Annotated in this window: 19 protein-coding genes and 1 tRNA gene; 8 read left to right on the forward strand and 12 right to left on the reverse strand. The window is 63.8% G+C overall.

What is annotated here, in order from left to right:
- Positions 1-119 precede the first annotated feature (119 nt).
- From Q0K06_RS06130 to Q0K06_RS06175, 10 genes are all read right to left on the reverse strand, one after another.
- Positions 120-195, reverse strand: a tRNA-Gly gene (locus Q0K06_RS06130).
- Positions 196-262: 67 nt separating this feature from the next.
- Positions 263-1,510, reverse strand: a complete 1,248-nt coding sequence (locus Q0K06_RS06135) for a hypothetical protein (RefSeq protein WP_294549963.1) — start codon at positions 1,508-1,510, stop codon at positions 263-265.
- 35 nt (positions 1,511-1,545) lie between these two features.
- Complete coding sequence (locus tag Q0K06_RS06140) at positions 1,546-3,639, reverse strand: penicillin-binding transpeptidase domain-containing protein (RefSeq protein ID WP_294549966.1); 2,094 nt, start codon at positions 3,637-3,639, stop codon at positions 1,546-1,548.
- 45 nt (positions 3,640-3,684) lie between these two features.
- A complete protein-coding gene (locus Q0K06_RS06145; RefSeq protein ID WP_294549969.1) occupies positions 3,685-4,194 on the reverse strand; it encodes a rod shape-determining protein MreD in 510 nt (169 codons plus the stop codon).
- Between the two features lie 12 nt (positions 4,195-4,206).
- On the reverse strand, positions 4,207-5,049 hold the full coding sequence (mreC, locus tag Q0K06_RS06150; protein WP_294549972.1) for a rod shape-determining protein MreC: 843 nt from the start codon (positions 5,047-5,049) through the stop codon (positions 4,207-4,209).
- 61 nt (positions 5,050-5,110) lie between these two features.
- Complete coding sequence (locus Q0K06_RS06155; protein ID WP_294549975.1) at positions 5,111-5,701, reverse strand: Maf family protein; 591 nt, start codon at positions 5,699-5,701, stop codon at positions 5,111-5,113.
- Positions 5,702-5,715: 14 nt separating this feature from the next.
- On the reverse strand, positions 5,716-6,165 hold the full coding sequence (gene dut, locus Q0K06_RS06160) for a dUTP diphosphatase (protein WP_294549978.1): 450 nt from the start codon (positions 6,163-6,165) through the stop codon (positions 5,716-5,718).
- A 68-nt stretch (positions 6,166-6,233) separates the two neighbouring features.
- Positions 6,234-8,306, reverse strand: coding sequence for a U32 family peptidase (locus Q0K06_RS06165; protein ID WP_294549981.1), 2,073 nt, complete (start codon positions 8,304-8,306; stop codon positions 6,234-6,236).
- Positions 8,307-8,547: 241 nt separating this feature from the next.
- Entirely contained in the window at positions 8,548-8,865 is a 318-nt protein-coding gene (locus tag Q0K06_RS06170) for a cell division protein ZapA (protein ID WP_294549984.1), read from the reverse strand.
- Positions 8,866-9,043: 178 nt separating this feature from the next.
- A complete protein-coding gene (locus tag Q0K06_RS06175; RefSeq protein WP_294549987.1) occupies positions 9,044-9,631 on the reverse strand; it encodes a ferritin-like domain-containing protein in 588 nt (195 codons plus the stop codon).
- A 315-nt stretch (positions 9,632-9,946) separates the two neighbouring features.
- Between Q0K06_RS06175 and Q0K06_RS06180 the strand changes: the two genes are divergently transcribed.
- Complete coding sequence (locus Q0K06_RS06180) at positions 9,947-10,684, forward strand: ATP-binding cassette domain-containing protein (protein WP_006571236.1); 738 nt, start codon at positions 9,947-9,949, stop codon at positions 10,682-10,684.
- Positions 10,681-11,598, forward strand: coding sequence for a SufD family Fe-S cluster assembly protein (locus Q0K06_RS06185; RefSeq protein ID WP_294549997.1), 918 nt, complete (start codon positions 10,681-10,683; stop codon positions 11,596-11,598). The genes Q0K06_RS06180 and Q0K06_RS06185 overlap by 4 nt, the downstream gene beginning before the upstream one ends.
- 52 nt (positions 11,599-11,650) lie before the next feature.
- On the opposite strand, the gene Q0K06_RS06190 is transcribed toward Q0K06_RS06185, so the two are convergent.
- Complete coding sequence (locus Q0K06_RS06190) at positions 11,651-12,148, reverse strand: SprT-like domain-containing protein (protein ID WP_294550000.1); 498 nt, start codon at positions 12,146-12,148, stop codon at positions 11,651-11,653.
- Between the two features lie 172 nt (positions 12,149-12,320).
- Here Q0K06_RS06190 and glpK point away from each other — a divergent pair, with 172 nt between their 5' ends.
- From glpK to Q0K06_RS06210, 4 genes are all read left to right on the forward strand, one after another.
- Positions 12,321-13,811, forward strand: coding sequence for a glycerol kinase GlpK (gene glpK, locus Q0K06_RS06195; protein WP_294550003.1), 1,491 nt, complete (start codon positions 12,321-12,323; stop codon positions 13,809-13,811).
- Between the two features lie 145 nt (positions 13,812-13,956).
- Positions 13,957-14,394 (forward strand): hypothetical protein, encoded by a 438-nt coding sequence (locus Q0K06_RS06200; protein WP_294550006.1) that lies wholly within the window; start codon positions 13,957-13,959, stop codon positions 14,392-14,394.
- A 193-nt stretch (positions 14,395-14,587) separates the two neighbouring features.
- Entirely contained in the window at positions 14,588-14,800 is a 213-nt protein-coding gene (locus Q0K06_RS06205) for a cold-shock protein (protein ID WP_294522247.1), read from the forward strand.
- 148 nt (positions 14,801-14,948) lie between these two features.
- Positions 14,949-15,194, forward strand: coding sequence for a hypothetical protein (locus tag Q0K06_RS06210; protein WP_294550008.1), 246 nt, complete (start codon positions 14,949-14,951; stop codon positions 15,192-15,194).
- A 145-nt stretch (positions 15,195-15,339) separates the two neighbouring features.
- Here Q0K06_RS06210 and Q0K06_RS06215 read toward each other — a convergent pair whose 3' ends face one another.
- A complete protein-coding gene (locus tag Q0K06_RS06215; protein WP_294550011.1) occupies positions 15,340-16,125 on the reverse strand; it encodes a peptidoglycan recognition family protein in 786 nt (261 codons plus the stop codon).
- A gap of 179 nt (positions 16,126-16,304) precedes the next feature.
- Here Q0K06_RS06215 and Q0K06_RS06220 point away from each other — a divergent pair, with 179 nt between their 5' ends.
- Both Q0K06_RS06220 and larE read left to right on the forward strand, forming a co-directional pair.
- Entirely contained in the window at positions 16,305-17,438 is a 1,134-nt protein-coding gene (locus tag Q0K06_RS06220; protein ID WP_294550013.1) for an aldo/keto reductase, read from the forward strand.
- 536 nt (positions 17,439-17,974) lie between these two features.
- Positions 17,975-18,727, forward strand: coding sequence for an ATP-dependent sacrificial sulfur transferase LarE (larE, locus tag Q0K06_RS06225; protein ID WP_294550016.1), 753 nt, complete (start codon positions 17,975-17,977; stop codon positions 18,725-18,727).
- The last annotated feature ends 1 nt before the right edge of the window (position 18,728 follow it).

The following is an 18,728-nucleotide window of genomic DNA, read 5'->3' on the forward strand; positions in this document are numbered from 1 at the left end:
TCTATCGGGGAGTCCTTTTTTTGTCCATAGCTATAAGCTCTTTATCCACTGGCAGACCCAGTGGTTCTTTAAGCAAACCAAAAAAAGAAAGACATGACCTTTGGTCATGTCTTTCTTTTTGGAGCGGGTGACGAGGCTCGAACTCGCTACCTCCACCTTGGCAAGGTGGCGCTCTACCAGATGAGCTACACCCGCAAGCGACAGATGTTATTATAGCGGCTTGTCCGCCATCTGTCAACTCTTTTTTCATTTTTCTCTGAATTTATTTTTCCTTCCCCAAGATGCCTACGGATACCAGCTCCTCTTCTCCGCCGGAGTGCGTTGGGATCTCAGAGGGCACCGGCAGTTCCGAGGGAATGGGGATGTCTGAGGGCAGCACTGCCTCCTCCGACTGGGGCTGGAGACCGCAGCTGGGAAACTCCTCCCGGTTCCACTGGTAGCCCTGCTCTGTCATCTCCGCGTCCTGGAGGGCAAGGCCGTCAGCCCGCGTGGCGTCCACATGGCGGCTCTCCCCGTCAGGCAGGGTGACAATGTTCCAGTACCAGTCGGCGCCGTCCAGGGTGCCGGGCACTACTGTACACTCAATCCCCGTGTACTGGCACAGCAGCCGGAAGGCCAGGGCCATGCCCTCGCTGTCCGCCCGGCCGTCTACCAGGGCGGAATAGGCGGTGTTGGCCCTGCGGCCCTCGCTGTCCCGCAGGCCGTACTGGGCGGTGCTCCGCAGCAGGTCAAAAAGGGTCCTGAGCCCCGTCAGGTCCCCTTCCACCTCCAGACGGGAGCCGATGCTGCTCAGCCGGGCTGCCAGCCGCTCTTTCTTTCGCTGGAGCAGCTCCGGGTCCTCCGGGTAGCTGAGCTGGATCTCTACAATCCTCACTCCGCCGGGAGCGGTCTTTTTCTCCCCGGTCAGGCCGGGATAGATGGATACCGTCACTTCAGGCATGCCCAGGGCGGATTCCGGAGTGTCATAGTAGGCCTGCCGGACCAGATCCTGAATAAATTCCTCATCCTCGTTGAAATAGGTCACCCGCAGCACCGCCTCCGCGCCAAAGGACCGCAGCGTATCCTGCAGCTCCTCCCGGATGGCGCTGGTACCGGTGACTGAGACAATGCTCTTCACCTGGTCCTGGGTGCGGCGGTAGCTGATGTACACGCTCACCTCATAATAGGAGACAATGTAGGATGTCTGGGGCTTAATGTAGCTGACGGCGTAGGACCCCAGGGGGTATTCCTGAACCGCGTAGAGGCAGGCGGCATCCACGTCGGCGTCCACATCCCCCCGGTCGGGGGTGTAGTTGGACAGATGGACCACGCCGTAGGATATGCCCTGTTCCACAAAATGAATAACCGCGTCCTCCAGCTGCTGGTAGTTCTCGGCGGTAATCACGTCGCCGTCGGCGGCAAGGCCGTCGTCGTGGGGCTGAACCACGGTGTAGTTGTGGTCCAGCATGGAGGCGCAGCCACCCAGCCCCAGGGTCAGCAGCAGGGCCAGAACAGCAAGAACTCGCTTCACGGGGCTCGCGCCTCCCTTCTCTTCTCAGATGCCGCTCAGTGGAGCAGCTGGTTTTCCCCGTCCACCGACTCCATAGTGGTCCCGTTGCTGAAGTAGTAGGACAGGATTTCGGCGGCAATACCCGCCAGGTCGGTGCCGCTGCCGCCGTGTTCCACCACCACGGAGACGGCGATCTCCGGGTCGTCGTAGGGCGCGAAGCAGACCAGCACGGCGTTGGACTCGCTGTCCACCTGGCCTACCTGGGCGGTACCCGTCTTGGCGCCCACCTCCACGGGCAGGTCGGCAAAGGCGTTCTTGACGCTGCCCTCGTTGGCCATCAGGTACATGCCGTACTTGACCGCCTCCAGGTTCTCCTCGTCGATGTCCACACTGTCCAGCAGCTGGGGCTCATACTCATAGATCACCTCGGAGAAGTCGCTGGACTTGACGCTCTGAAGGATATGGGTGGCATACCGGTCGCCGCCGTTGACCAGAGTGGCCACGTAGTTGGCCAGCTGGAGGGGGGTAACCTGGGTGTTGCCCTGGCCGATGGAGGCGGACAGCAGGTCGCCGCCGTACCAGGTCATGCCCAGGGCCTCGCTGGTCTCGGGACCGGCCACCCGGCCGGATTTTCCGCCCAGCTCAAAGCCGGTGCTCTCCCCCAGGCCGAACATGGAGGCGTACTGGTCGATGAGGTCGATGCCCAGCCGGTCGCCCAGGGTGTAGAAGTAGATGTTGCAGGAGTCCTTGATGGCGTTGGCCATGTCCTCCATGCCGTGGCTGCCGCCGTACTGGAGGTAGTACCAGCAGGCGGGGTGGTAGTCGCCGTAGGGGTACTTCTCCCCCGCCGGGTACTGGAACCGGCCGGTGTCCCGGATCTTCTCGGTGGGGGTCACCAGCCCCTCCTGGAGGGCAGCGGTGCCCACAATCATCTTGAAGGTGGAGCCGGGGGAGTACAGGCCGTTGATGGCCCGGTTGTTGAAGGGATTAAGGGGGTTGCTGGCGACCTCGTTGTAGAGGGTGGTATTGCTGTAAATGGTGGTCAGGTCGTAGGTGGGGTAGGAGGCCATGGCCAGTACGCCGCCGGTCATGTCGGTCACCACCACGGCGCCGCCCTCGGTGTACTCCGACTCCAGGCCCTCAATGCCGTTGGCCAGGGCCCGCTCGGCCGCCTCCTGGAGGCGGATGTCAATGGTCAGGCTCACATTGCCCCCCGGCTCCGGCTCCAGCGTCTCGCCGGTCTCGCTGTCGGTGAGCCAGTACTGGGAGACAACCTTGCCGTCTGTGTTGGTGTTGATGGCCCGCTGTCCCGCGGTGCCCTTCAGGTAGGACTCAAAGGCCAGCTCCACGCCGTCCTTACCCACGGTGTCGTCCATCTGGTAGCCGTCGATGTTCTTGTAGTATTCCCAGTCGTCGGAATACATGCTGCCCACGTGGCCCAGCAGATGGGCGGCGTAGGTAGTGTTGTACTGCCGGACGGTGGTGGGCTCGATGGTGACACCCACCAGCCCCTCCTCCTTGACCCGGGAGATAAAGTCGATGTCCACGTCCTGGGCAAACACATAGGAGGTGCGCAGAATGTCCAGAGAGCGCATGCGCAGCTCGCACAGCACCCCCACCAGGGCCCGGCCATCCTCAGGGGAGACACTCTCGTCCACCTCATAGAATTCCCGCATCCTGGCCAGCAGGATGTCCGGCCCCTGCTGAGCCGCTTCGGTCCACTTCATCTGCTCCAGGAAAGCCTCATACCGGGCCTGGCCGGCCTCGGTGAGGGTGTCGGTATAGGTGAAAGGCTCAGTCATGGAGATGGGCAGCACCTCGTCGGTCCACGTCACCCCCTCCTCCCGGCAGATCTCCAGCAGGGCGAGCAGGTTGGGGTTGCGCTCGGCCTCCTCCCCCATGATGGAGGTGTCCAGCGTGACCTGATAGACCGTCCTGTTGGACACCAGCACCCGGCCGTACCGGTCCAGAATCTGGCCCCGGGCGGCCTCCACGGTCTCGGTTTTCGTAATGTTGCGCACGGATCTCTCCCGATAGTCGGCGCCGTGGACAATCTGAAGATTGTGGAGCACGGCGGTAAAGACGCCGATGATGAGCACCAGGATCAGGGTGATGACCCGGAGACGGGCGCGGAACTGTCTGGCTTCCAAGGGGTACCTCCTTACAGGCGGCCCGGGGCATGCGTGCGCCGGGGATTAGAACAGGGTTGCGAACTGGGTCCGGCTCCAGACCCAGTGGAAGATAGCGTAGATTAACGGGATAAAAACCAGGGAAAAGAGAAATTCCGGGACGGCCACCCTCAGCAGGGCGGTCAGGTCGGCCACCTGGAAGAGAAGCCGCCAGCCCACCCGGAAGAGTTCAATGAGAAAGAGACCGGCGGCGGAGCAGAGGGCGCAGCCCACCAGATTCTGCCGCACCAGGTACTGGGCGGTGATGCCCGCCCCGGCGCCCAGAAGGGCCAGGGATAGGGTCATAGCGCCGTTGGTTCCGTACACCGCGTCGCAGATCACGCCCACCGCCAGGCCAAAGCCCGCGCCCGGGGCTCCCCCCTCCAGTACGGCCACCGTAATGGCCGCCAGGGGCAGCAGGGTGGGCGACACGCCGAAGAGAGAGATGCGGCTGAGGACGTATACCTCCAAAAACCACACGGGCAGGAGGGCCAGGCCGTAGATCAGCCATTTTGTGAGAAAATCCCGCTGTGTCATCTGCCCGCCCCCTTACTCCACAATGTCAAAATCGGTGATAACGAACACCTGCTGCAGATCGTTCAGGTTGGCGGAGGGCGTGATAATGGCGTACCGGGTCATGCCAGAGTCGTCGGTGTGGACGGTGTCCACCGTGCCCACCAGCAGCCCCGCCGGGTACACGCCGCCCCGGCCGGAGGTAAGCACCTCGTCCCCGGACACCAGGTCGGTGTTCTCGGGCAGGTAGCTCAGCTTCAGCTTGCCCTCCCCCATGAGGGCGAAGTCGCCCTCCAGGATGGCGGCGGTGTCGGTGCGGGCCAGGATGCCGCCCATCTCGGTGTCGGTGTCGATGATGGTGGTGACGGTGGCCCAGTTGAGCCCCACCGTGGTGACCACGCCCACCAGATTGCCGTACTGGTCGATGACGCAGTCCTCGGCGGCAATGCCCATGTTCTCCCCCTTGCTGATGGTGAAGGTGGAGTACCAGTTGGTGGCCCCCACGGCGGTGACGGTGGCCGACTCCAGCGTCAAATCCCGCCGCTGCTCCCGCAGACCCAGCAGGCTGCGCAGCCGCTCGTTCTCCCGGCTGTCGGCCTCGGCCTGGCGGACCTGCTCCTCCATCTCGGCAATCTGGATTTTCAGCTGCTCGTTCTCCTCCACCAGCTGGTCGTACTGGAAGGCGTAGTCGTACACCCCCTCCACCCAGCCCACAAAGCCGTTGATGCCGTTGCGCACCGGTGTGGTAACAAAGCCCACCACGCTGGCGATGGGGTTGGCCGTGCCGCCCAGAAGGACGGAGGTCACCAGCGTAATGAGGGCCAGCAGCACCGCGATAATGAGAATGAGCACGCCGTTATGGCGGAAAAAGTCTTTCAAAGCAACCTCCACCCGCGTTCAGGCGGGTCTTTCCAGCAGTTATGTCCTCAGATAGGGTGCATTACCCCTCGGCGGCCAGCCTGAGGCAGTCCACCCCGAAGCGGGCGAGCATGCCGCTCAGGCGGCACACCGGCAGGCCCATCACGTTGTAGTAGTCGCCGCTGATGCCCTGGATGAGCAGGGCGCCGTAGCCCTGGATGCCGTAGGCGCCGGCCTTGTCCATGGGCTCGCCGGTGGCGATATAGTGCTCAATCTCCTCCTCGCTCAGCTCCCGGAAGGTGACGTCGGTGACCTCGTGGGCGGTCTGCTTCTCCCCGCCCCGGCAGACGGTGACGCCGGTGTACACCTGATGGCGCACGCCGGAGAGGGCAGAGAGCATCTTGAAGGCGTCCAGCTCGTCGGCTGGCTTGCCCAGCACAGCCCCCTCCAGGGCCACCACCGTGTCGGCGGCGATGACAATGGCGTCCTCCCCCGCCTTTCCGGCCACGGCGGCCGCCTTCTCGGCGGACAGGCGGCGGACCAGCTCCTCGGGGGGCAGGCCGCGGAAGGCGCTCTCGTCCACGTTGGGGGAGATGGTCTCAAAGTCCCGGATGCCCATCCGCTCCAGCAGCTCCTTCCGCCGGGGGGACTGGGACGCAAGAATAATCTTCATGTTCTGATACTCCTTTACTTTCCGGTGGAGCCGAAGCCGCCCTGGCCCCGCTCGGTCTCGTCCAGGCTGCCGCACACCTCCAGCCGGGCCTGGACCACCGGCATCACCGCCAGCTGGGCGATGCGGTCGCCGGGGGCGACGGTGTAGGCCTTGTCGGACAGGTTGGTCAGGCCCACCCGGATCTCTCCCCGGTAGTCGCTGTCAATGACGCCCACGCCGTTGGAGAGGGTGATGCCGTGCCTGATGCCCAGGCCGGAGCGGGCGAACACCAGGGCCACATACTCCGCAGAGGGCAGGGCGATGGCGATGCCGGTGGGGATGGACACCAGGGCCCGGGGTTCCACCGTCACCGGCCCGTCCACGCAGGCGCACAGGTCCATGGCCGCCGCGCCGGCGCTGGCGTAAAAGGGCGCGGGGATCTCCTTCCCGATTTTCGGGGATACATACTTGATTTTCAGGTTCATATTGCCTCCGGAGGGCTGCCGCCCTCATGTTTTGATGTGTGTATTATACCCGGACAGGGGATTTCCCTTTACTCCACGTCCCGGTAGTACAGGCCCCTGGTGTACTCGCCGGGGGTCCAGTCCCCTGTCTCCCGGTACCGGGCGGCCACCCGGGCGCACTCGTCGGGGGTCTCGGTGGTGAACATGAGCCGCTGGGCCCACAGGCCGATGCGCCGATAGTCCCCCTGCCGGTCGGCCAGGAACAGCTTCTGGCAGTTGAGAAGCTCGTTGCGGCAGCCCGGCGCCTTCACCACCGGGAACTGCTTGCCCTTCCGGTCGGTGAGCAGGTTCTCATTGTGGCAGTTGCAGCGGCCGGTGCGGTTCTTGATGACGCAGCTCTCCATGATCATCAGAGGCAGGCGGCCGTAGGTGATGAGCTCGGTGTCCATGGGCTTGGAGATGTCCCGCACCTGGGCCAGCTTCAGCTCAAAGGACAGGGTGGACGACACCAGCCCCAGCTTCTTGAGCTCCTTGAGGGCCTGGGCGTTGTACACCTCCAGGCCGTAGTCCCCCCGGAGGGTGAAGCCCAGCTCTCTGGCGATGGGCAGCATGCCCAGGTTGCCCACCAGGGCGTCTGTGACCCCCAGCTCCCTGGCCTTCTCCAGCTGCTTTACCAGCTCGTCCCGCTCCCGGTCCCAGGCCACGCGGGGCAGGGTGACGGCCAAGCGGCCCCTGGCCAGCTCCACGGTCTCCGGGTGGGCGTACAGCTCACCGGCGGGCACATAGATCAGGGCGGGGTCCTGCTCCATCAGCGCGGCGGTGACCTGCCCGGCCTTGAATACGGACACGGTCAGCTCCGGGGGCTCCTTCCGGTTGTTGTACCGGGCCCCGGGGTGGAATTCCCCGCTGCGCCGCTCCGGCAGAGCCGTGCGCTGGCGGGACAGGTCCTCCAGCACCTCACGCCGCATGGCGTTGAGGGCGGACAGGGGCAGGGACAGCCCGTCCTCCACCAGGGCCCGCACCCTGTCGCAGCGGTAAGGGGTGCCGCCGGTCTTGGCCAGCTGTTCCTCCACCTGCCCGGTGGTGATGGCCCGGGTGCGGGCGGCCTCGGGGACGGGGCCCTTGACGGTGGCCACCCGGCCGGCGCTGTCCTCCACGCCCACCTGGGCGCTCTCGCCGGGACGGATCATGGCGTAGAAGGTGACGGGCACACGGGGATTCTCCCGCTGGTACATAGCCCTGGCCTGGGCAAAGAGCTCCCTGGGCTCCCTGGTCTCCTCCCGGACGCCGAACATGTCCGGCCCCTGCCTGTCCATATAGAACCCGTCGGTAAAGCCCTGGCGGGAGAAGGCGGCGGTGAGCTGCTCAATCTCCTCCGCCGTGGGCTCCCGGTTCTCCCTGATGGCCTTGGCGTAGATGGAGATGACCACCGCCACGTACTCAGGCCGCTTCATGCGGCCCTCAATCTTCAGGCAGGCCACGCCCATCCGCTTGAGCTCCTGGATGTGACCGGCCATGGACATGTCCTTGAGGGACAGGGGGTTGCCGTCGGCCCTGCCGTTCCAGCCGTACTTGAGGCGGCAGGGCTGGGCGCACAGGCCCCGGTTGCCCGACCGGCCGCCGATCATGGAGGACATGAAGCACTGGCCGGAGTAGCACATGCACAGGGCGCCGTGGCCGAAGACCTCAATCTCAATGGGGGAGTTCTGGCAGATATAGGCGATCTGGTCCCGGGACAGCTCCCGGGAGAGCACCACACGGGTCATGCCCAGGTCGGCGCACAGCTTCACGCCGTCCAGGTTGTGGACGGTCATCTGGGTGGAGGCGTGGACGGGCAGGTCGGGCGAGGCCTGACGCAGCACCCGCAGCATGCCCAGGTCCTGGACCAGCACCGCGTCCACGCCGATCTCTCCGGCCTCGGCGGCCAGCCGGGCGCCCTCGGGCAGCTCCCGGTCGGTGAGCAGGGTGTTGAGGGTGAGGTACACCTTCACCCCCCGCAGATGGCAGTAAGAAACCGCCGCCGCAAATTCCTCCCGGGAGAAATTCTTCGCGTTGCGGCGGGCGTTGAAGTCACCGTATCCCATGTAGACTGCGTCTGCGCCGGCCTGTACGGCGGCGGTCACCGCCTCCATGGAGCCGGCGGGAGCCAGCAATTCCAGCATAGCGTCCTCCTTGTCTGTTGTATGAAAAGAAAAAGGGCCGCCGGTCCGCCGGAATCACTCCGCCGGACCGGCGGCCCCTCTGCGTCAATTGCCAGCCTGCCGAAAACGTTTTTTCACCGGGCTGCTGCGCTTTTTCAAGCCTTAAAAGTTTGACTGCACGGGAAAGACAACCCTGACGGTTTTCTTTCACACTGTCTTCCCCTCCGGAACCTCAACCCTCAGGGGGTATCGGCCGTCTCAATTACTTCTTCTGGTTCTGGAGCTTGAAGATCTCCCGCTTGGCCTCGGACAGCTCCATCTTCAGCTTGGTGGCCTCCTCCAGATACTCCTTGAGCTGGCGGCGCAGATTCTCGCTGGCCTCCACCTCCTTGAAGTACTCGTCGGCAATGTTGACGGCGGTGAGCACCGCCCCGTCCACCAGAGAGACCCGGGCGCCCTCCAGCACCTGCTTCATCTGGGCGTCCACATGCTGCGCCACCTTCTCCACATAGCCCTGGTCCTCGGTGGCCACAAGGGTGTACTCCTGTCCGGCGATGGTGACTGTGACGCGGTTTTTCATGGCGACCCCTCCCGTCCCCGGTACGTTCTGTGCACTCCGGGGAAATCTCTGCTGTACTTCCGGCCTGGCCGGAGCAATGTATTTTTAGGTAAACTTTATTATAGCATATACAAAGGTTTTTTTGAATGAATTATTTATAAATTTTCCTGCTTCTCCTCGTCCCTTCCTGGGGCGGTTTTTACAGCCGCTCCAGGATGCTCCGGATGAGCCCGGCGTGGGCCTCCTCATCCCCGGCCAGCTCCAGATAGAGCTCCCGGAGGGCGCTGTCCCCGGTGCGCCCGGCGGCGGCGCGGTAGGCCTCCGCCCCCTTCCGCTCCGCCCAGTACCGTGCCCGCAGGGCCGCCATGCAGCCGCCGCCCGGCAGCTCCGGCTCCGCCGGGGGCCAGAATTTCACCCCGGACAGCAGGAAATAGGCCGCCGACAGCCGTCCGGCGTGGCGGCGCTCATCGGCCGCCACCCCCATCAGCGCCCGGCCGTTCCCGCCGGGTATCCGCCGGGCCAGGGTCTGGTAGGTCCGCCAGTCGGACAGCTCGTCGGCGATAAAGGCCTGGAGCACCGCTCCGTCCCCGCCGGACTGCTCCGCCGGAACAGGAACCAGATCCGCTTTCCGCTCCTCTGCGGGCCGGACGGCTGCCTGCTCCTCCTCCGAATAAAGCGTAAAGGGGCAGTCGGGCCGGTCCTCCGGCATCACCCGCCGCCAAACCCGCTCAAATACCTCCCGGTCCGCCCCGCACTGGCCGGGCCCCAGGCTGCTGTTCTCGCTCATAGACCGCTCCTCCTGTTATTTCAGCGTTTTCAGACCATACTATGCACCGGAAAGTAAAATTGCGACCCATTGAACTCTTGTTTTCCTAGCTAAATAGTGGTATAACTATATCCAGACTTGTCCAAACACTCTAGGCAGCACCGTGCAATTTGGCAAGAGAACTGGCTGAGTCATTTTGTCTCAAATGAAAGTTTGAAAATCGCCGGAATACTGGATGTATTTCAAGATTTACAAACTGCACAGTTGGGGCAAAAGGGCCAGCCAGGGCCGCAGGCATAATTGTGCGGGATTGCCTCTACAAAGGAGTCAACATATATGTTGGAAATTCGCGATCTCCGCTATGAGGTGGATGACGGCGACCGTACCCTGGGCATTCTCCAGGGCATCAGCCTCACCATCCCCGAGCACAAATTTATCGTGGTCACCGGCCCCAACGGCGGCGGCAAGACCACCCTGGCCAAGGCCATCATGGGCATTGTGGAGCCCACCGGCGGCCAGATCCTGTGGAACGGCCAGGACGTGACCCATATGAGCATCACCGACCGGGCCCGGCTGGGCATCAGCTACGGCTTCCAGCAGCCCCCCCGGTTCAAGGGCCTGCGGGTGCGGGACCTGCTGTCCATGGCCGCCGGCAACGACAAGCTGACCCGGGACGAGGCCTGCCAGTATCTCACCCGCGTGGGCCTGTGCGCCAAGGACTACATCGACCGCGAGGTGGACACCTCCCTCTCCGGCGGTGAGGTCAAGCGCATTGAGATCGCCACCATTCTGGCCCGCAAGTCCGGCCTGATGATCTTCGACGAGCCCGAGGCCGGCATTGACCTGTGGTCCTTTGCCCGGCTGACCGAGACCTTCCGGGACATCCACGACCGCCGGGACGCCACCCTCATCGTCATCTCCCACCAGGAGCGGATCATCGACCTGGCCGACGAGATCATCATGGTCTCCGGCGGCAAGATCGTCAAGCAGGGCCCCAAGGACCAGATTTTCCCCGAAATTCTGGCCAACACCATCTCCGGATGCAGCTATCTCACTGAGGGGGTGAAAGCATGAACCAGGTAGATATTCAGCTCCTGCGTGAAATCGCGGACCTGGAGCGCACCCCCCAGGGTGCCTACAACATCCGCAAGAACGGCCAGCTGGAGGGCCGCTCCAACTCGGCCAACATCACCATTGAGTCCAAGAGCGACAAGCCGGGCATTGATATCCACATCGCCCCCGGCACCAAGCACGAGTCGGTCCACATCCCGGTCATCGTCACCCAGACCGGCCTGAAGGACCTGGTGTACAACGACTTCTATATCGGCGAGGACTGCGACGTGGACATTGTGGCCGGCTGCGGCATCCACAATTCCGGCTGCGAGACCGCCGAGCACGACGGCATCCACACCTTCTACGTGGGCAAGAACGCCCGGGTGCGGTACGTGGAGAAGCACTACGGCGAGGGCGAGGGCACCGGTCAGCGTATCCTCAACCCCCAGACCGTGGTCTATCTGGAGGAGGGCGCCTTCATCCAGCTGGACACCACCCAGATCAAGGGCGTGGACTCCACCAAGCGTGAGACCAAGATTGTGGTGGGTCCCCATGCCGAGGCGGTGGTCAACGAGAAGCTGCTCACCCACGGCAGCCAGACCGCCGAGAGCGACATGGAGATCATCCTGGACGGCGAGGATGCCAGCGGCCGGGTTATCTCCCGCTCGGTGGCCCAGGACAGCTCCCAGCAGGTGTTCTACCCCCGCATGACGGGCAACGCCAAGTGCTTCGGCCATGTCCAGTGCGACTCCATCATCATGGGCGACGCCAAGATCTCCTCTATCCCCGCCATCTCCGCCAACCATGTGGACGCCCAGCTGGTCCACGAGGCGGCCATCGGCCGTATCGCCGGTGACCAGATCACCAAGCTGATGACCCTGGGTCTCACCGAGGAGGAGGCGGAGGAGCGCATCCTCAACGGATTTCTCCACTAATCTCTCATATATACAGAGGGGGTCCCGGCGATACGCCGGGACCCCCTTGTCTCTATTTGTCCCCCTGCTTCAGCGCCAGCCGGCCGCCGCAGCGGCAGCGGTACCGCTCCGGGTGGAGCACCACGCTGGACGCCCTGGCCCGGACAAACTCGGCGCCGCAGCGGGTGCACTCCAGCACATACCGGGCCGGCTTCTGCTCCGGCAGGCCCATGGCCTCCCAGGTACCGGTGCGGGAGATGTGATAGCCCCAGCGGGCGTTCATTTTGGCGGCGTAGCCCTTCCACCGCTCCCCGTGGTTGCGGCAGCCCCGGCAGGTGTGGAGCACCTCGTGGGCCAGCACCTCCGCCACTGCCGCCTCCCCCGCCGGCAGCAGCCGGGCGGAGATTTCAATGATATACCCGCCCGATACCGGCCGGCAGCAGCCCAGCCGGGCCACCGCACGGGTGTTGAGCCGGACGCGGGGGTCGATGCCCTCAGGCACCGGGATGCCCGCCGCCCTGGCCTGGTCAATCACCCGGACCAACAGGGTGTCCACCTCTTTTTCCTCCATCTCCGCCTCTCCTCCGCCGTTCTGGTGTTGCCTCCCATTATATCACGCCCTGCCCCGGCGGAAAAGAGGCGGCGGAAACAGCTGTCCAAGCGGGGCGGAGTATGGTAGAATAGAGCTGACAACCACTGCCCGGGCCGTCTGACCGGCGGCGGGCTTGACAGGAGGCGTCCCCATGGGCAAGTATATTCTGGCGCTGGACCAGGGCACCACCAGCTCCCGCGCCATTCTCTTTGACAGCGAGCAGAACATTGTGGGCATCTCTCAGAAGGAGTTCAATCAGTTCTACCCCCGGGAGGGCTGGGTGGAGCACGACGCCATGGAGATCTGGTCCTCCCAGTACGCGGTGATGATGGAGGTCATCGCCCAGACCGGGGTGTCTCCGGCGGACGTGACGGCCATCGGCATCACCAACCAGCGGGAGACCGCCATCCTATGGGACAGGGCCACCGGCCGGCCCATCCACAACGCCATCGTGTGGCAGTGCCGCCGGACGGCGGAGATGGTGGACCAGCTGATTGCCGACGGTCTGGGGGACCACATCCGGTCCGTCACCGGTCTTATCCCCGACGCCTACTTCTCCGGCACCAAAATCAAGTGGATTCTGGACCATGTGGAGGGGGCCAGGGAGCGGGCCCGGCGGGGGGAGATCCTCTTCGGCACGGTGGACAGCTGGCTGCTGTGGAAACTGACCGGCGGGGCGGTCCACGCCACCGACGTGACCAACGCCTCCCGCACCATGATCTTTGACATCCGCCGCCTGGACTGGGACGACACCCTGCTCCAGGCCCTGGACATTCCCAGGGCCATGCTGCCCTCTGTCCGCTCCTCCAGCGAAGTCTACGGCTATGCCGACGTTCAGGGCGCCCGGGTGCCCATTGCAGGCATGGCGGGGGACCAGCAGGCCGCCCTCTTCGGCCAGACCTGTTTCAACCCCGGCGACGCCAAGAACACCTACGGCACCGGCTGCTTCCTGCTGATGAACACCGGCTCCACCCCCTGCGAGAGCAGGAACGGCCTGCTCACCACCATTGCCATCGGCCTGGACGGGGGCGTGCAGTACGCTCTGGAGGGCTCGGTGTTTGTGGGCGGCGCGGTCATCCAGTGGCTGCGGGATGAGATGCGCTTTTTCACCGAGAGCCGGGATGCGGAGTACTATGCCCAGAAGGTACCCGACAACGGCGGCGTGTATCTGGTGCCCGCCTTCACCGGTCTGGGCGCCCCCTACTGGGATATGTACGCCCGGGGCTGCATCGTGGGCCTGACCCGCGGCACCCGGCGGGAGCATATTATCCGGGCGGCCCAGGAGTCCATCGCCTACCAGGTGGCCGACCTGGTGCGTGCCATGGAGGCGGATACCGGCGTGCCCCTCACCCAGCTGAAGGCGGACGGCGGCGCCAGCCGGGACCGGTTTCTCATGCAGTTTCAGGCGGACATTCTGGACCGGCAGGTCCGCCGGCCCGTGATTCGGGAGACCACCGCCCTGGGGGCCGCCTACCTGGCCGGTCTGGCCGCCGGGGTGTGGAAGGACCGGGAGGAGATTGCCCACCTCTGGGCCTGCGACACCGCCTACACCCCCGACATGGACCCTGACCGCCGTGCCTCCCTCATGGAGGACTGGCACCGGGCGGTAAGCCGCAGCCGGGGCTGGGCGGGCGGCATGTAAGGTGCTTTTTGCGCCTCTCCGTCCTTTCTCTCCCAAATTCTCCAGGTTCCGGGTTCTTTTGCCCGGAACCTGCGCCATTTTTCTCTTGTTCTCCCGCCCCTTCTGCTGTAAAATGGAAACGGCAAGCAACAGGAGGCTGATGTTCATGCGTGAGATTGATACATATTCCTACCGCTGCGGCGTGATGGACTGCTTCTGTGAGATGGTGCGGGCGGGGGTAAAAGCCCTGGCTCTGAGCCACCCGGTGGACAGCCGGGCGGAGTGGGAGGAGCTGGGTCCCTTTGCCGCTAAAATTGCGGCAAAGTACGGCGTGAAGTGCCGCCCGGAGGAGGAGCCGTTGGTCACCGACCTTTTCCCCCTCTCTGCCACCCGGGGGAAGTTTCTCTACCTCTTCTACCGGGCGGACCACACCCTGGAGGAGTACCTGCGGCTCAAGGAGCGCAAGGCGTCCATGGTGGCAGGCCGGGCCTACTTCGGCGGAAACCGGACCCAGATCGCCCGGGAGTACGGCCGTCTGCTCTCCTACTCCCCCGAGACTGTCCGCGCCCTGCTGGCCGCCAACCAGGATCGGGAGCAGGTGTGACCGCCCGGGCGGCAGGCAATTTATTTCTGTTGACAACCTTACGGTTGGATGCTATCATATACCGTGATCTTCTCTATGCACGACCTGAACTCACATTTTTTGTAAGTCATCGTCTGCTCACTGGATGATGATAAACAGAAATGTGGGTTTTCTTTTTGCGCAGAGATCAAAATTTATTGCAGGAGGTACCAGCATGTATCACGGTACTGTAAAGTGGTTCAACGAGACCAAGGGCTTCGGCTTCATCTCCAACGACGACGGCAGCGGCGACGTGTTCGTCCACTTCTCCGCCATCCTGGTGGACGGCTTCAAGACCCTCGCCGAGGGCCAGAAGGTGACCTACGACACCGAGCCCGATCCCAAGGACACCGGCAAGCTCCGCGCTGTCAACGTCCGTCCTCTCTAATCTGAGGGTATAGACAAAGGCCCGCCGCGCAATGTGCGGCGGGCCTTTCCTTTTGTCACTCCCGGCGGCGGCCGGACATATGCTGTACTGTGGGGCGGGGCGGCGGCGCTGCCCCTGCTCTGCCAAATCTGTTTTGGGGGATACTTCCATGTATAATTGTTCCAACCGCCGCTGCTGTTGCTGCTGCGGGTGCTGCTGCGGCTGTTCCTGCGGGAATGGCGGAGCCGTCACCCTTCCCTCCTTCCCCGACCGTCCCGTGTGGGATTCCGCCCCTTCCGGGGACGGCTACCCGGTCTATGTGGCCATGCCGGCCTTTATGACCCGGGGCTCTGCCAATCTGCAGGCCGCCGTGGAGCTGGACGCCGGCTCCTCCTGTGCCTGCAGCCGGGGCTGAACGCCCCCGCCGCCCTCCGGCGGCGTACTTACCGCCATGGAATTCCCCTCAAGCCCGCTCCGGTATCCGCCGGGGCGGGCTTTTATTTCCTTTTTCTAATAAAAAAGGGGTGCTCCGAAGAACACCCCTTTGGGACCGTCAAAGTTCATTTCTGCCTTTCCATGCGCTCCAGCACCAGAGCCGCCTGCTCCCGGGTCAGGGCCGTCCGGGGGGCTGTTCCGTCAAACAGTCCCCTGGTCTTGGCCGCCTTCCAGGCCTCCTCCGCCCACGCGCTGACAGGCTGAGCCGCCTGCTCCGCCTGCCAGTCCTCCATGGCGGCGCGGAACATCTGGTTAAATGTCTCCTGTGTCATCTCCTCTTGCCCTCCCTTCATCTCTCTGGCTACGTCGGCGCGGAACTGGTCCATGTTTTTGCCGTGCCTGGGAAACCAGTGGCCCACGTCGGCGTGGTTGGAGGCAATGCCCAGGGCACAGCCCTCCGCGTGGTCCACCACAACCCCCGGCTTCAGCGGGTCCAAGCCGTATCGGGTGCAGAGCATGGCGGCCTGCTCCACCGCATTGCGGTACACCGCGGCAAAATAGGCGGCGTTTTTGTCCGCGTCGTAGCCAATCATGACGCCGCCCTGGTAGGTATGGCCGGCGGGTTCCAGAATTTCAAGGCTGATGTGGGTGTTGTTGGCAGAGACGCCGCCTCCCCTGGGCGCACCCGCGTGCCAGCCCCGCCAGTTCCAGGGCAGGGTCTGAATGACCCCGTCCTTGTGCACAAAGGCGTGGGCGCAGGCCTCCACTCCCGGCCGGTTCCAGCTCTTCAGGAACACCTCCGGGTCGGGCTGGGCCACGCCGGTGGAGTGGATCATAACCCCCTTTGGGGTGATGGTCCGCCCTGTCTTCCAGCAGTCGCTGCCAGTCAGAATGTGTTCGGTCAGATTCATGTGCTTCCCTCCCCTCCATAATATGCCGTTCCGCCCCTGTCTGTGGCACATCACTGTGCACCTACGGGAAAATCCGGGACTTGCAGGCGCTCCCGGCCTGCATTATAATGAAATTACCGCCGTGCGCACCTTAAGACGCCGGCAATCTCCGCCCGGAAGGCGGACACAGGGAGGTCAACATGGAGAAACGGCATTTTGCGTCCATCGGGGAGGATATCTCCCTGCTGGGCTATGGCTGCATGCGCTTTCCCACCCGTAAGAGCGACGGCATGATTGCCGTCCGGGAGAGCCGCCGCCTGCTGGAACGGGCCCATGAGGCGGGGGTCAACTATTTTGACACCGCCTGGAACTACCACAGGGGGGAGAGCGAGCCCTTTCTGGGGCAGGTGCTCTCCAAGTGGGACCGGCTGAGCTATCACCTGGCCACCAAGCTGCCCACCTGGCTGGCCAAATCCGCCTCCGACGTGGAGGATATCTTTACCCGCCAGCTCCAGCGCTGCCGGGTGGACTACTTCGACTTCTATCTGGCCCACAGCATTACCGCCGAGCATTATGCCACCTTCCAGGCCTCGGGGGCCTACCAGGTTCTGTCCCACGAGAAGGCCCGGGGCCGCATCCGCCGGCTGGGCTTCTCCTTCCACGACCGGCCCGAGCTGCTGGAGAAGATTCTGGACGACCACCAGTGGGACTTTGTCCAGCTCCAGCTCAACTACCTGGACTGGGATCTGCAGGACGCAAAGCGCCAGTATGAGATTGTCACGCAGCGGGGTCTGCCCGTCATCGTCATGGAGCCGGTGCGGGGCGGAGCTCTGGCCAGCCTGACCCCCGCCGCCCGTACCGTGCTGGAAGAAGCCGCGCCGGGCAGGAGCGCCGCCTCCTGGGCCCTGCGGTATGCCGCCTCCCTGCCGGGGGTGATGACCGTACTCTCCGGCATGTCGGCCATGGACCAGGTGGATGACAACATTTCCACCATGTCCCCCTTCCAGCCTCTCTCAGGCGAGGAGCGGGCCGTGCTGGCCAGGGCGGTGGAGGTATACCGCTCCGCCGGCACCATCCCCTGCACCGGCTGCCGGTACTGCACCGACTGCCCCAGGCATGTGGACATCCCCCGCATCTTCGCCATCTACAACCAGTTCTGCGTGGACGGAAAGAAGAGCTCCTTTGACAACACCTGGGACCTGATTCCCGAATCCATGCGGCCCGACCAGTGCGTCCGCTGCGGCCAGTGTGTGGACCGCTGCCCCCAGCATATCGCCATCCCAGACCGCCTGGCGGAGGTGGCCGCAGCCGCCGCCGAGGCTGCCAAGGGCTGAGGCGTTTCACTTTCCGGGCAGCAATTGCGGCCAAGGAAGCCGGAAACCCGCCGCACTGCGTGCGGCGGGTTTCCGGCTTTGATTTGGAAGAGAGAGGAATAGAAGAGGGAGAAATGAAAGACTCGCTTATATATATGGAAACACGGAAAACCGTGTTGTCTCTGGTCCGCCACAACAGCCCGAGGCGGTATCGGTGGTGTTCCTTTGCTGTGACTATAAGATACCACCGGGGCAGCGGAAATTGTTGGACGGATTTTAAATAAGATGTGAAGATTATGTAAACACCATCTTTTTTATTTCAACGCGCTTAACTGCGACTTTTGTCTTGACTGCCTCTGCCCGGTCGTTTATACTGATAAAATTAGAGGCCAAGCGGCCTCCTTGGGGCCCAGAAGGGCCCCCCTTACCGTGTTTTTTCCTCTCCCCGGCCCAGCGCGCGGCAGAGCGCCGCGTAAGATGTCAGAAGACATGCCCCACTGTGGGTATGTCTTTTTTTGTTGCTCCGGGCCGGATATTCTTTCCTCAGGAGGATATTTATGACCCTTCAGGACTTTTTTCGCGAGAATCCCAAGGCTGCCCTGGCCTTTTCCGGCGGCGCGGATTCGGCCTATCTCCTCTGGGCGGCCAGGGAGTGGGCGGAGGATGTAAAGGCCTATTATGTCCGCTCCCCCTTCCAGCCCGCCTTTGAGCTTGCCGACGCCAAGCGGCTGGCGGAGGAGCTGCACATGCCCATGGCGCTGCTGGAGGCCGACGTGCTGTCGGTGCCCGGCGCGGCGGCCAACGGCCCCGACCGGTGCTACCACTGCAAAACCGCCCTGTTCACCCTTTTGAAAAATGCGGCCCTGGCGGACGGGTACTCCCTTCTCATCGACGGCACCAACGCCTCGGACGACGCCGGGGACCGGCCCGGTATGCGGGCGCTGAAGGAGCTGGCCGTCCGTTCTCCCCTGCGGGAGTGCGGCATCACCAAGGCGGAGGTGCGGCAGCGGTCTAAAGAGGCGGGGCTGTTCACCTGGGACAAGCCCGCCTATGCCTGTCTGGCCACCCGGGTGCCCACGGGCACAGCCATCACGCCGGAGGCTCTCTCCGCGGTGGAGGGTGCGGAAAACGCCCTGGCCGCCCTGGGCTATCGGGATTTCCGGGTTCGTCTCTTCCACGGCGCGGCCAAACTTGAGCTGACGGAGGGCGATTTCATGAGAGCGGCAGGTGAGCGTGAGGCGGTCAAAGCCGCCCTTTCCCCCTGGTTCAAGACCGTACTGCTGGACTGCAATACACGGACGGGAGGCTGAC

The organism is uncultured Pseudoflavonifractor sp., assembly GCF_944387805.1.
GTDB lineage: Bacteria > Bacillota > Clostridia > Oscillospirales > Oscillospiraceae > Pseudoflavonifractor.

Excerpts from the sequence above, each read along its gene's own strand:
- Q0K06_RS06165 (WP_294549981.1), bottom strand. The coding sequence starts at position 8,306 with ATGCTGGAATTGCTGGCTCCCGCCGGCTCCATGGAGGCGGTGACCGCC.
- Q0K06_RS06200 (WP_294550006.1), top strand. The coding sequence starts at position 13,957 with ATGCGTGAGATTGATACATATTCCTACCGCTGCGGCGTGATGGACTGC.
- Q0K06_RS06215 (WP_294550011.1), bottom strand. The coding sequence starts at position 16,125 with ATGAATCTGACCGAACACATTCTGACTGGCAGCGACTGCTGGAAGACA.
- Q0K06_RS06145 (WP_294549969.1), bottom strand. The coding sequence starts at position 4,194 with ATGACACAGCGGGATTTTCTCACAAAATGGCTGATCTACGGCCTGGCC.
- larE (WP_294550016.1), top strand. The coding sequence starts at position 17,975 with ATGACCCTTCAGGACTTTTTTCGCGAGAATCCCAAGGCTGCCCTGGCC.
- Q0K06_RS06205 (WP_294522247.1), top strand. The coding sequence starts at position 14,588 with ATGTATCACGGTACTGTAAAGTGGTTCAACGAGACCAAGGGCTTCGGC.
- Q0K06_RS06190 (WP_294550000.1), bottom strand. The coding sequence starts at position 12,148 with ATGGAGGAAAAAGAGGTGGACACCCTGTTGGTCCGGGTGATTGACCAG.
- glpK (WP_294550003.1), top strand. The coding sequence starts at position 12,321 with ATGGGCAAGTATATTCTGGCGCTGGACCAGGGCACCACCAGCTCCCGC.
- Q0K06_RS06185 (WP_294549997.1), top strand. The coding sequence starts at position 10,681 with ATGAACCAGGTAGATATTCAGCTCCTGCGTGAAATCGCGGACCTGGAG.
- Q0K06_RS06180 (WP_006571236.1), top strand. The coding sequence starts at position 9,947 with ATGTTGGAAATTCGCGATCTCCGCTATGAGGTGGATGACGGCGACCGT.
- Q0K06_RS06155 (WP_294549975.1), bottom strand. The coding sequence starts at position 5,701 with ATGAAGATTATTCTTGCGTCCCAGTCCCCCCGGCGGAAGGAGCTGCTG.
- dut (WP_294549978.1), bottom strand. The coding sequence starts at position 6,165 with ATGAACCTGAAAATCAAGTATGTATCCCCGAAAATCGGGAAGGAGATC.
- Q0K06_RS06170 (WP_294549984.1), bottom strand. The coding sequence starts at position 8,865 with ATGAAAAACCGCGTCACAGTCACCATCGCCGGACAGGAGTACACCCTT.
- Q0K06_RS06220 (WP_294550013.1), top strand. The coding sequence starts at position 16,305 with ATGGAGAAACGGCATTTTGCGTCCATCGGGGAGGATATCTCCCTGCTG.
- Q0K06_RS06210 (WP_294550008.1), top strand. The coding sequence starts at position 14,949 with ATGTATAATTGTTCCAACCGCCGCTGCTGTTGCTGCTGCGGGTGCTGC.
- Q0K06_RS06175 (WP_294549987.1), bottom strand. The coding sequence starts at position 9,631 with ATGAGCGAGAACAGCAGCCTGGGGCCCGGCCAGTGCGGGGCGGACCGG.